The sequence below is a fragment of the Candidatus Absconditicoccus praedator genome (assembly GCF_021057185.1).
In the GTDB taxonomy this organism is placed as follows: Bacteria; Patescibacteriota; Gracilibacteria; order Absconditabacterales; family Absconditicoccaceae; genus Absconditicoccus; species Absconditicoccus praedator.
Map to the genome: position 1 here is coordinate 1,007,870 of NZ_CP054059.1, position 13,175 is coordinate 1,021,044.

General features: G+C 29.4%; 13 protein-coding genes. 2 read left to right on the plus strand and 11 right to left on the minus strand.

The features are described from left to right. Position 1 precedes the first annotated feature (1 nt). Genes HLG78_RS04845 through HLG78_RS04860 form a run of 4 tightly spaced genes read right to left on the minus strand, consistent with a single transcriptional unit; the run spans position 2 to position 2,603 of the window. Positions 2-1,276 carry a serine hydroxymethyltransferase gene (locus tag HLG78_RS04845; RefSeq protein ID WP_231177710.1) on the minus strand — a complete coding sequence of 425 codons (1,275 nt, stop codon included), beginning with the start codon at positions 1,274-1,276 and terminating at the stop codon, positions 2-4. 24 nt (positions 1,277-1,300) lie between these two features. After that, a complete protein-coding gene (locus HLG78_RS04850; protein WP_231177712.1) occupies positions 1,301-1,762 on the minus strand; it encodes a dihydrofolate reductase in 462 nt (153 codons plus the stop codon). Positions 1,763-1,786: 24 nt separating this feature from the next. Continuing rightward, positions 1,787-2,254 carry a transcription elongation factor GreA gene (gene greA / locus HLG78_RS04855; RefSeq protein ID WP_231177714.1) on the minus strand — a complete coding sequence of 156 codons (468 nt, stop codon included), beginning with the start codon at positions 2,252-2,254 and terminating at the stop codon, positions 1,787-1,789. Positions 2,255-2,279: 25 nt separating this feature from the next. Continuing rightward, entirely contained in the window at positions 2,280-2,603 is a 324-nt protein-coding gene (locus HLG78_RS04860) for a hypothetical protein (RefSeq protein WP_231177717.1), read from the minus strand. A gap of 128 nt (positions 2,604-2,731) precedes the next feature. Between HLG78_RS04860 and HLG78_RS04865 the strand changes: the two genes are divergently transcribed. Next, complete coding sequence (locus HLG78_RS04865; RefSeq protein ID WP_231177720.1) at positions 2,732-2,965, plus strand: hypothetical protein; 234 nt, start codon at positions 2,732-2,734, stop codon at positions 2,963-2,965. A gap of 188 nt (positions 2,966-3,153) precedes the next feature. Here HLG78_RS04865 and HLG78_RS04870 read toward each other — a convergent pair whose 3' ends face one another. From HLG78_RS04870 to ychF, 6 genes are all read right to left on the minus strand, one after another. Then, on the minus strand, positions 3,154-4,050 hold the full coding sequence (locus HLG78_RS04870) for a hypothetical protein (protein ID WP_231177723.1): 897 nt from the start codon (positions 4,048-4,050) through the stop codon (positions 3,154-3,156). Positions 4,051-4,062: 12 nt separating this feature from the next. Beyond that, positions 4,063-7,347, minus strand: a complete 3,285-nt coding sequence (locus HLG78_RS04875) for a LysM peptidoglycan-binding domain-containing protein (protein ID WP_231177726.1) — start codon at positions 7,345-7,347, stop codon at positions 4,063-4,065. A gap of 2 nt (positions 7,348-7,349) precedes the next feature. Next, positions 7,350-7,601 (minus strand): hypothetical protein, encoded by a 252-nt coding sequence (locus HLG78_RS04880; RefSeq protein ID WP_231177729.1) that lies wholly within the window; start codon positions 7,599-7,601, stop codon positions 7,350-7,352. Between the two features lie 449 nt (positions 7,602-8,050). Continuing rightward, complete coding sequence (gene alaS, locus HLG78_RS04885) at positions 8,051-9,694, minus strand: alanine--tRNA ligase (RefSeq protein WP_231177732.1); 1,644 nt, start codon at positions 9,692-9,694, stop codon at positions 8,051-8,053. A 157-nt stretch (positions 9,695-9,851) separates the two neighbouring features. Next, positions 9,852-10,379 carry a hypothetical protein gene (locus HLG78_RS04890; protein ID WP_231177736.1) on the minus strand — a complete coding sequence of 176 codons (528 nt, stop codon included), beginning with the start codon at positions 10,377-10,379 and terminating at the stop codon, positions 9,852-9,854. A 77-nt stretch (positions 10,380-10,456) separates the two neighbouring features. Next, complete coding sequence (gene ychF, locus HLG78_RS04895; RefSeq protein ID WP_231177752.1) at positions 10,457-11,551, minus strand: redox-regulated ATPase YchF; 1,095 nt, start codon at positions 11,549-11,551, stop codon at positions 10,457-10,459. 120 nt (positions 11,552-11,671) lie between these two features. Between ychF and HLG78_RS04900 the strand changes: the two genes are divergently transcribed. Then, positions 11,672-12,061 (plus strand): hypothetical protein, encoded by a 390-nt coding sequence (locus HLG78_RS04900; protein WP_231177756.1) that lies wholly within the window; start codon positions 11,672-11,674, stop codon positions 12,059-12,061. Here the strand turns inward: HLG78_RS04900 and HLG78_RS04905 are convergent. Continuing rightward, positions 12,058-13,017 (minus strand): SLAC1 anion channel family protein, encoded by a 960-nt coding sequence (locus HLG78_RS04905; RefSeq protein ID WP_231177759.1) that lies wholly within the window; start codon positions 13,015-13,017, stop codon positions 12,058-12,060. The genes HLG78_RS04900 and HLG78_RS04905 overlap by 4 nt on opposite strands. Positions 13,018-13,175 lie beyond the last annotated feature (158 nt).

Sequence of the window (13,175 nt, forward strand, 5' to 3'; positions counted from 1 at the left end):
TCTAATATTGTAAAGGAAATTTTTCACACAAGTTTTTTATCTCAGACTTTAATTCTGACAAAACTGAATCATCATCATAATTCATAAGAGCCTGATCTATCAATTCAGCAACATATCTGATAGTATTTTCATCAAATCATCTCGTAGTTACAGCGGCAGTTCAAATTCTAAGTCAACTTGGATCCATAGGTTTTCTTTGGTCAAATGGAAGCATATTTTTATTTAGAGAAATTCATATAGTTTCAAGAGTTTTCTCTGCAATTTTTCATCATATTCAAGTAGAAGATCAATTTTTAGAAGTAACATCAAGCAAAACAATATGATTATCAGTTCATCAAGTTATTACATGCCAACCTTTTTCTGATAGTTTTTCTGCCAATGCTTTTGCATTTTTAACAACATTTTCTGCATAATCTGAAAACTGACCACTAATAACTTCTCAAAAAGCTACAGCCTTGGCAGCTATTATATGCTCGTGCGGTCATCATTGAATTCAAGGGAAAACTCACCTATTTATATCTGCTTGATACTGCTTTTTACAGTAAATTAATCATCATCTTGGTCATCTTAATGTTTTGTGTGTGGTTGTAGTTACCACATCAAAATATGGAAACGGAGAATTATATACTTTACCTGCTATTAATCAGGCTACATGAGCTATATCAGCCATCAAAATAGGTCTATATCAATATTTATCTTCTACTTGATCAGCTATATCACTGAATTTCTTCCAATCTATTTCTCTGGGATATGCCGAAAATCAACCTATTATCAATTTGGGTTGATTATCTAATGCCTTAGACAACAATTCATCGTAATCAATCAAATAATCTTCTTTCCTAACTCAATAAGAAACTATATTATAATATATTCAAGATGAGTTAAGAGGATGTCCATGAGTCAGATGTCATCAAGCACTAAGATCCATTCAAAGTATTGTATCTCCAGGCTTTAATAATCACAAAAATACTGCCAAATTTGCAGGTGCTCCACTCAAGGGCTGTACATTTACATACCAGTCATCATCACTTAATCAAAACATATCCAAAGCTCTTTTTTGGGTCAAAACCTCCAACTGATCTACATATTCTTGTCATCAATAATATCTTTTACCCGGATATCACTCACTATACTTATTTGTGAAAACATTTGAATAAGCCATCATTACATCTTTGGAAACATAATTTTCACTTGCAATCATTTCCAACTCACTTTGTTGTCTTGAGTACTCAAGATCAATTATATTTTGCACAATATTATCTGAAAGTTTGTACATTTATATTTTTTTAATTCAGTAAAGTTATTTCCTGACATACTCCCTAAAAACATAGTCTCATCTAGGATCTTCAAAGTCCAACTTGAATTTGTCCTCAAAAAAAGGGAAGAATGTGTCTCCCTCAACCTCTTTTGGAATCAAACTTAAATATATTTTTTGTATCAAATCTTTTTCCAAAAATTGCTTATAAATACTTTCTCATCAAATTATCATTACTTCCTCATTACTGTCCAATTTTTGCAGCAACTGATCAATACTACCAAAAACTTCACATCAAGGAATATTTTTTGCTTGATAGGAAAGTACTATATTTTCTCTATTGGGCAAAGGCTTTCATATTGATAAATATGTGTTGTATCACATCACTATCTTCTTGTTTGTAGTAAGATGTTTGAAATTTTTTAGATCTTCAGGGATATGCCATGGCAATTTTCAATCTTTACCTATAACTCTATTCAAAGAGATTGCTACTATTATAGAAAACATTATAGCAGGTTGAATTTTAAAGTATTACTTCACATCTACTATCTTCATTTCATATCTTCTTCTTGGCGCTCTTACACTTACTGTATCTCAAGCTTTTTTTCATTCTATTGCTTGTCATACTGGACTTGCAAATGATATTGATCCATTCAAAATATCTACTTCTCAAGCTCACACCAAAGTAAACTCATATACATTTTTTTTATCATCTTCTAATGTTACACTAGATCAGTACCTTACTACACCTCATCACTGTCATTCTTCTATTATTTCTACATTTTCAAGCATACCCTCTATCTCATTTATCCTCACCTCTATAAGATCTTTTTGAGACATAGCATCATCATATTCCGCATTTTCAGATATATCTCACTGAGCAATTGCTTCTTTAAGTCTTTCTAAAACTTCTGGTAACTTATTTTTTTTCAAATCTTCCAGTTCGTTTGCTAGTTTGTCATATCAGCTTTGAGTAAGATATTTTTTTTCTTCAGCCATTCTTGTTGATAATTATTATATAAATTTATTTGTCTGACATTTCTCTTTTAAAATGATCAAATGCATGATTTACAAGATCAGTGATATTTTTAAAAGGTACATCATTTTGATATATCATACCTTTTCAGTCAAGATTTAATCTGAAAGACCCTTCATATTTTTCTTGTTTATTTTTTCTTACATCTATCTCAAATCTTGCTTCTGCATCATCCTTTTGTAAAGCTGCATTAAGATATCTATCAAGCTTTCAGTTTATGTTTTTTTCTATCAAAGTCTTTAAATCTTCTTGTAAAGCATCAGTAATTCAATCAAACTTATAATTAATTTTTATATTTTCATTCTCTTGCATTTATTTTATTTTTAAGTAATATAAATATAAATTTAACAATATAGAATATACTAAAAAAAACAAAAAAATCAACAAAATTATTAAATTCATACAAACAGCCCTATATTGATAATTTAAAATAATATATTATGATAGAAGATAAAAATTATATACAAAAACTTGTAGAACAAAAAGACATTGAATGACTTAAAAGGGAATGGCAAACTATTGTCAATATAAAATCACAAATAGTCGATGCTTTATCAACTTGTTCAAAAAGGAGACAAAAAGATTTTAAAACCTTAGAAGAGCTTGAAAAAAAGCAAAGACAAATTACTCAAGCTCTGAATGAACTTGAACCAAAATCAAAAACTAGTCATTAACAAGTTTAGTCTTGGATTGTTTCAACAAAACTTAATTTTTATTATCTTAGAATTGTTGACTTTTTTATTCAAACTTTTTTCTTAGCTACCTAAAACCTTCAAACATCCTCCTTAATCTCTTTCCTTTTTTGCTTACTCTAGTTATCCTAATTACTGTTTATTATACTTATTATTTCCCAAAAGATTTTTTATACTATTCACTCATTTAGTCTTCTAAGCAACAAACTTGTTTCTTCTCTTTCCTTTTTTTCTCCTTCTAATCTTTCTTCTCTTGCTTGTTCTACTTCTTCTAATTTTTGAATTGCTGATTCATAAAGTTCTTTTGAAATAGTTCATGCTGGTATTTCTATATGGTTTCATCTTGGGTATTCTATAGTTCATCAGTGAAAGTATGCATCCAGTTCTTCTCTTGTGACAGGGTCTTGTCGATAATTGTACCTATCATCTCATATCTGGTCTAATAAGTTTTCTTTGGCTGTATTAAACTCATCTTCATATTTATCTTCTGGGATTGAATCTTCACGTCTTATTATATCTCTCACCCTTGCTATTCATCTACTATTAAACAACTCTATTCAATGATAACTTAAATCATCCACATTATCCAACTGTGCCTTCATTGTAACAAACTGTATAGTATCCCAAGCTTCTACAAATTCTGCACTAAATATATCTATCTCTCTTCATTTCTCTCATTCTGTTTTTGTACTAAGATCTCAACTTTCATCCAACTTTCTTCTTTCTGAAGATTCAAATATTCTTAGATCTCAATCCTCAAATTCTATTTTGTATCAAGCAGCTTTTGCTGAAACTGTATATCGTTCTATTGTTTTATCTCTCACTCAATCTCTTAAATCTACATGGATCTGATACTCTAAATCCATGCTAAATATAGATAAAGGATGGTTTGTATCTTTTTTGTATACCAAAAATCTATCGTCTGCTATCTCTTCCACTCATACATTATCTATATCATATCAGTCTCTTTCAAGTCAGGCTGATAGTATTTCTTCATTCCTTTCCAAAAATTCAGCTTCTCTTTCTTGTCCTTGTTGCTCTATTTTATTATCCATTTTTTCATTCATTTTTAACTAATTTTATCAAGGTAAATATTTTTCTATAAAATCTTCACTGGTTTCCTCTTCAGGTAGTCTCTCTCTAAGCTGTTCAAGTACAACATTCCTAAAATACTCACTTCACAATCCATCTATATCATAGATATGTTTTTGATCTTTTTTCTCTATAAGAGCCTGCTCGAATAGTCTCTTCATCCTAGACTTCTCTTGATTTAATTTAATAATGATTTCTTCATAATTATCAACGCTTTCTGGGCCTATCATATTAAGTAATCTTTCTTCAAAAATCTGGTCTATTATTCTTTTCCCTTCATCTCTAAACTCTCATGTGCTTATCTCTTCATTCTCTGCTTTCTCTACTAAATTTTCAAATCTACTATCAAGCTGGCCTTCTTCTCATTGATTTCATTCAAAATTATTCATTACACTTTCTAATGTAATTCCAGTAGTTAGTATACTTGTAGGTATTGTTCACCTTGCACTTAGTGTAGACAATGATCCTCAATAATCTGAATTTATAGCTCTTGTGGTTCATCTACCCATAAAAGCACCCAGTCATACTTTATCTGAAAAATCATTAAATCTCCTCATTAAGTCACTAACTTCATCTGGAGATCTTGCTCTTCATCAATAAAACAATGCTACAATAAGGTTTGAAACAACTTCTTGAGTTAAATTTTCAGCACTCATATCTAACTCACCTTGAGAAAATCCATCTATTCCCATTGATATTCCCATTAAAGATGTAGCATCCATTGCTACTTCCCTTGATCTACTCATATCATCTCTAAATCTCATTCTTCTAGTAGCACCAAGATATCCAAATTGTGTCATAAATGTTAGTAAGCCTTCGGATACACCTTCACCATAAGGATTTTCAAAACTTTCCCCACTTAATGCACTATCTGTAACTTCCTCTCAAAGTAAATATCAAAAATGAAATGGAATAGCTTCACCTGCTCATCTTGCTCATCTTAAAGCATGTCATCACATACTACTGCTATTATTTATCATAGCTCTAGCTCTTAGTCATCATCTAACATTTAAAACTCTTGCTCCACCTCTTGCTAACAAATATGAACCTCTAGCAGCTAATGCAACAGCTCATAATCATACAGCTGAAGCAGCTACTGTTATAGCTAATTCTCTTGCAACAATTGCTATTGCCTCTTTTTGAGTGTCTGACAAGTTGAATCGTCATATACCTTCAATATCTCAATACATTTCAAGTAAAGGATTGTCTCAATTATATCCACCACTACGATTAGAATTATTTTCAATTATCTCTTCAACAATAGCAGATTGTATTCATTTTTGTATAAATTCTTTACCTAAGTAATCTGACATATTATCAACTATCATATCCATATTTTCTTCCAAAAATCTTTTTCTTTCATCCTCTTCTGAGCTAAGATCTTCTTTATTTCTTAACTCTTCTAATTCTTCTTCTAATTCATTTCTTTGTGCTTCAATTAATCTTTCTCTGTCATCAAAAGACTCTTGGATTTGTTCAAAAAATTCTCTTGCTTTTGTACTTGAATATTCTCAATTTTCATCATTAAAAAGTCACATTTGCATAAGTTTGAACATCATAGTATTTTCTCATTCAGGTATACTATCTGCAAACTTTCAAGTTCTACTATCTACTCATTTTTCTTCTATCATTTTATCATATCTATCTACTTGAGGAGATGGTCACTGTGCTGAACTAATGGGTCTTTCAGGAACAAGTTCTCAGCTATCAGAAAATGTTTCTAAAGATTCATTAAATTCAGCAATAAGTCTATCTATTCATTTTTCTCATACATAATCTATAAAATTATTAATTTCATCTTCTGATGGAATTTGTTCTAGATTTAATGGTATATAATCATCATATTCATTTAATGCATCAGGATTTTCTAATATATACTCTGATATTTGTTCACTAAAATTTTCTCAGTCCAATCACAATTCTCTGATTGTTTCAAATGTTTTGATATATTTATCATGTCATATATATTCATTGTCAAAAAAGTCTTTTACAATCTTTCTATCATCAAAAATTCTATCTAATCTTTCTCTTACCTCAGGGTCATCTGTGTCTACAACACCAGTATGTTGCTCGTTTTCTATATCAAGGTTTTCATCGAAAATTTCTTCTATTACAACATCTCTTATTTCATCTAATCAGCTTTCAATTTTATCAAAAACATCTTCTTCCCAATTTATATCTCTTAGATAAGGATTCATTCTTGATGTCCTATCATTTGTCAATGTTTGAGATTTTATCAAACTATCAGACATGCTTTCAAAGATCTCATTTATTCTTTGAAAATTTTCATCATCTTGATTTAAAAATCTTGATCACTCTTCTATATTTTCTTCCAAAGCTTCCAAAAATATAGATATTGTATCTACTTTTTCATTTATTCTTTCAGCTTTCTCATAAGTTTCTCTAAATTCATCACTTTCTACATATTCTCTTTGGGCTTCATAATTTTGCATCATATCCAACACTCAAGCAATAGGTTGATATTGTTCATTTGCAGACAAAAAATCATCTATAGAATCATATCATTGTGCTTCTTCTAAAATATCACTTAAATTCTCTCTATGTTTTTCTCAATCATATTGAAATTCAACTTTTCAGTCTGTCATATCCATATCTAGCACTCTATCAGTATTTTGTAGTTGCTCATAGTTTTCTTTTATTCATGGATAAGCATCTACATCTACACCATTGTGTTCAGCTATTTCTTCCCAACTTACTCACCTATATACAAGCTCCAAAATACTTATATAAATATCTTCTCAATCATGTCATTCATATTTCAACATTATCTCTCAAGTATCTGAAATTTTGAATAAATCACTTTGTTCAGGATTTATTTCTATTGATTCTCAAGCTTGTATCTGATCTGGACTTTGTAGTTGTGAGTTTGATTCCAAAATATCTTGCATATCAACTCAATGATCATCTGCAATTTTAGACAACACATCTCATGGTAATATATCATATTGTATTATACCATCCAAATGTTCTTCTATGGAAGAGACAATATTATCTACCATATCTTTATTACTTTCTATGTTTTTACCTAATTCTAAAGACTCAATAACTAATTCTATAAAAGCATACTGTAAAGCTTCTTTTTCATACTCTTCAAGATCTTCACTATCAGACACCTGTTCCAAATGTTGCTCAGATTTTTCTACAACATAAGAAACAAGTTCTTGCTTACTTTCATATTCAAGATTATCTTTTATATCTTCTGTATTTTCTTTTTCCTCTATTCTCCACATTGTGAAACTTTCAATGGACATTTTTATAGATTATCCAGTAAAGATTCTGCCTCTTTTACTTCTTCTTGATATTCTTTTTCTTCTTTTTTCTTTTTTATTTTATTTTTTTGGTTTTGTAATAATAATCAAATTTTATCTTTTAAATTTGGATCTTTTTCCAAAGATTTTTTTACCAAAACTTTTTTAAATTCTTCTAATTGATCTATAGTGTTAATTATTTTTTCTCTTTTATCTTCTGAAAATCTATCCCACTGAGAGATCAACTTTTTTTTCATGCTCTGCCTCAAAAATAGGGATTTTTTGATTTTATTTATATTTTCTTGGTTTCAACAACTCATAAAAAATTATGACAGCCTAAATACATAATAAATTATATCAGTTTTTTTATAAAATGCAAATTTGATTAATTACTAAAATAAGATTTTACAATACATATTCAAAAAAATCAACAAAATTATTTTATATGTACCCAAAATAATTTTATTGATTATCTAAAAATGATATTAATGAAAAAAAAATTATATACAAAAACTTGTAGAACAAAAAGACATTGAATGACTTAAAAGGGAATGACAAACTATTGTCAATATAAAATCACAAATAGTCGATGCTTTATCAACTTGTTCAAAAAGGAGACAAAAAGATTTTAAAACCTTAGAAGAGCTTGAAAATAAGCAAAGACAAATTACTCAAGCTCTGAATGAACTCGAACCAAAATCAAAAACTAGTTATTAACAAAATGCAGGTAAACTCAAGCATAATTTTCCACTCATACAACTTTTAACTCCTCTCAATCATCCAAAATCAAACTTCAAGTATCAGAAGTCTGACCACCCGATTCTGCATAAAAAGGCGTTTTATCCAAAACTACTACTCTTTGTCAGTCTACTTCAAAATCTTTTAAAACACTACTATCTTGAGTTTCCAAAGTATCATATCCAACAAATTTAGTGGCAGGAATTCAATGCAAATACTTCGCCCAGTCTATTCATCTTTTGAATACATCTTTTGTTCACTCACGAGATCTTTCTCTGGCTTTTTCCATTTCTTTTTCAAATCAACACAAGTCCACAGCAAGTCAATTATCTGTAGCTATCTCCTTGGTAAGTTCTACAGGAAAACCATATGTATCATACAAAAGAAAAATATTTTTTCACTCAATCTCTTTTGAAGAATTTTTCATTATTTCATTCAATTTCTGCCTTCAATTATTTATTGTTTTTTGGAATTGAGATATTTCGTTTAGGATAGAAGAAACTATTGATTCTGTATTATTAGAAATTTCAATATAGTAAGTTCAATATTTCTTATTAATTTGATCAACCAGGTTTTTCACAAAATCATCCAATTTTGCATTTTCATCAAGAGAAATTACCGAATAATACAGCCTTCTAATCAGTCTCCTAAGCACATATCCCCTACCCTCATTACTTGCAATTACTCAGTCTCATATCATAAAAACAGCTGTCCTTATATGATCTGCTATTATTCTAAAATGTTTTGTAGTATTGTTTTCCTTATCAGAAAAATCATTTTCATGTTTTTCAAATGGAGGATATTTTTTGTCTACCAAATCTTGTATAGCAAGCATTATAAACTCAAAAAGATCACACTCAAAAACTGTTTGTTGTCATTGCAAAATCATTGCCAGTCTTTCCAATCACATACCTGTATCTACATTTTGTTGAGAAAGTTTGGAAAAAGTTCAGTCTTCATTTTTGTAAAATTCCATAAACACATTATTCCAAACCTCCAAAAATCTATCATTTTCTCACATATCCCAATCATTTGGCCCCCACTCTTCTCATCTATCAATATGAATTTCTGCACAAGGCCCACATGGACCTATCTCTCAAGCAGGACCTCGGAAGTTATCTTCCATTCAAATAGCTTTAATTCTTTGGTCAGGAATTCATATTTCATTAAGAATTTTTCTAGCCTCAGTATCTTCTCATATTCACAAACTTTCATCACCAGCAAAAATTGTAACCCCTATTTTTTCCATGGGAACTCATATATACTCATTCAAGAACCTGATAGACCATGTCAAAGATTCTTTTTTGAAGTAATCACCCAAAGACCAATTCCCTAGCATCTCAAAAAATGTAAGATGTCTTTCATCACCAACTTCATCTATATCTCAAGTTCTTAATGATTTTTGCGTATTATAAAGTCTTTTTCATTGAGGATGAGGTTTTCATACAAGATAAGGCACAAGTTGTTGCATTCCTGCAGTAGTAAACAACACAGTTTTGTCTTGGCTATCTGGTACTAGTGAAGCATATTTTAGATAAGTATGATTTCTATCTGGATCTTGCCAAAACTCATCCCAAAGTTTTCTAATTTCTTCTGAGGTTAATTTTTTCATAAAACTTTTTCTTTGATATAAATTCAAACTTTAATATAAATAATTAACAAATCAAATCAAGTTTTTATATAAAACAAAAAAAATACAAAATTTTAAATTATCCAAAAATAAATTAAAAACCCGGTTCATGCTTTCATGAACCAGGTATATATCCAACCTATGAATGACAATCAATAAAATCTTCGGTAAACCTCCAATATTCATAACTTAAAGCCATAGGATTCTTGGTAAGAGTATAATCCAAAACATGCGTTAGACCATTCTCACCTCCCACAGCAACAATATCTCCTCTTCTCAATTCCAAAAGATCCTCAAACCACAATTCTTTTCTGGGACCAATCACCCAAGTATTAACCAATTGTCTTGGAAAACCATTTAGAGCTGTCCAATAAGTTTGGCTTTGGTCAGGTAAATAAGTATTTATAGCAACCAAAATTTTGGAAGAAGATTTATTTGGATCTGCAAGCCTATACAAGTCATGCAAACATTGCCTTACCAATACAGGAAAGGCATTTGTCACCAAACCTTTTTCAATTTTTGGGGGATTTTTAGTAAAGAATCTGATATTTTGAAATCTACTATTTCTCCCCTTCCTACCAAGTCGTACATGATAACCATTTTTCTGGTCTTGACATACAGGAATTCCTTTTTGCAAATAACCTTGTTTAAAATGGTAACACTGCATGTTTCTGTCCTTTTTTATTATCAGACTTTGTGAATATACTTATTTGAAAAATATTATCAAGAAAAGTTTACTAAAAACTAAACATTAAATTTGAAAACTATCACATCACCATCTTGCACTATATAGTCTTTTCACTGCAATTTGATTTGTCAATTTTCTTTGGCTTTTTGCCAGGATCCAGAAGAAATTAAATCTTCATATTTTACTACTTCAGCTTTAATAAATCATCTTTCAAAATCTGTATGAATGGCTCAAGCGGCCTGAGGCGCAGTACTATTTTTCTTGATTGTCCATGCTTTACTCTCTTTTTCTCAAGTAGTAAAATAATACATCAAACCAACTTCATCAAAAGCAGTTTTAATAAGATCATCTAATGTTGGAACCTTATTGTCTCCAAACATTTCTATTAAAAATTCTTGCTTTTCTTTCTCAGAAAAATCAATCATATCTGCTTCTATTTTTGCACTTACTACACATACAGGCTTATTAAGTTGATTTTCATATTCACTTATTATACTGTCAAACTCACTGATATTATCTTCTGAAACATTAAATGCATACACAAATGGCTTAAATGTAAGAAAATTGAAAGGTTTTATTATTGATTTTTCTTTGTCAGAAAGATCATCTTTTATATCCCATATAAGTTTTCAATTTTCTAAAACTTCTTTCAGTTTTTCTAACACTTCAGCTGTTTCTATTGCTTCTTTTTCTTTGCTTTTTACTTTTTTCTGAAGTTGAGGAAGCTTGTTTTCTATTTGTTCTAAATCTGACAGTATAAGTTCTGTATTAATTGTTTCTATATCTCTTAGGGGATCAACATTCCCATCTACATGATTTACATCATCGTCTTCAAAATGTCTAACTACTTGCACTATTGCATCAACCTCTCTCACATTAGCAAGAAACTTATTACCAAGTCATTCTCCTTTACTTGCTCACCTAACAAGTCAAGCAATATCAACAAACTGGATATTTGCATATACTTTCTCCTTGGAGTTTGAAATTTCAGATAGCTTACCAACTCTTTCATCTTTTACATCTACCACTCATGTATTTGCATCTATAGTACAAAATGGGAAATTTCAACTATCAGCAGCATATGATTTTGTCAAAGCATTAAAAAGTGTTGATTTACCTACATTTGGAAGTCATACTATACCTATCTTCATCGTCAAATTTACTTAATTTTTTAAAAACATCAAAATAACTGCAAATTATAATAAAAAAAACTTGAAAATCAAAGAAAAATAATTAAATAGTAGCAAATTTTTATGTTTTTGTATAAAAAAATGCTGGCAAGAAACGAAATAACAACCCTAAGGTTGCCAAACCAACCAAGAAATCAATCACAAACTGAAATATCACAAAAAGAGATTTCTGGTATACTTAATTCCCATAATCAGCTACCAGAAAATTTTTATGACAGAAAAGCAAAAATACTATGCAAAAAGATAAGCAGACTTCTATGATGGGAATATGATTTTGTAATACAAAACTATTATAGTTGAATTTTGGATATAATAAAAACCAAAAACTACCAAGAAAAAACTCAAAAAATCACACAACTACAAGTATCTTTTATGAGTCATTTTGTTTCAAATTGTGAATCAAGACAAACTTGATGTTTTCAGCGAACCAAATTATATGCAGAAGATTTTCGCAACATATTAGAAAGCTAACCTTCTTCAACACATATTTTCTTGTTTAAAATATGCCTGAAAGTAAGAAAAACAATAATAATTAATATAAAAACTAAAGCAAAAAACAAAACATAAGACAACAGTTCAAAAAACATCAATCATGTATTATCATACATAACCATTGATGCTATTCCAACTGCAGCTATTGGGAAAGTATATGCCCACCAAGAAAGATAAAAGTTTATTTTCATAAAAATTTTTGACTGAAAAATCAATAACATCAAAAAAAACAAAGAAATATAATAAAGAATTTTTCAAAACTGATCAATTTGTCACACCAGCTCATACCATGATACAAAACCAACTGCAGGTGGCGCTATTAGTATAAACAAAGTTGGAAGAAGTTTTTCCGGGATTGGTGGATAAAATATAATACGATTAAAAAAGATTACCAACAAAACAAGCCAAAAAACAATTCAAATAGAAAAGAAAAACCAAGATATTTCCAATCAAAGATAGGAAACTCACACTATTGGAATCAATATATTACCTACTACAGGTATAAACCATGCTGGACTCATATGTGTAACTTCAAATTTGGTATCATGCATCCATAAAGATATAATAAAAAATGTGATAAAAAGATGCAACACACTTCAAACCCACAATAATATATGTGCTAAAAGATCATTAATACCATCAAATCCCACACTTAAAAGTATAAAACTTATAGAAACAGCCCCAAAAAAACTTATTTTTATTGGATGATTAATCTCAGACAACACCTGTTGTTTATAAAAAACAAACTTTAACAAATAAACAACCAAAAACAAAACAAACAAGGCAACAACAATCATCAACAAATAAAAATCTATCATCTGAGGAAATCACAAAACTTCTTGACCTTTTTGAATAGACATTATCAATCCTGAAAGTCACATAACCACCGCAAAAAATGGTACAGGAAAAAACTTCAATCTACTATCTTTTTCCATAACAACAATTTAATATCTAAATTAAAAAACTTATAAGTTCGTCTTAGTATAATCGCCTACAGATAGTTCTTTTAATAAAAACAAAACTATCAACTAATCTTTTTAGTGACAAAAAAATATTTTTTTATTTCTAATATAAAATAGATTTTATTAAAGAA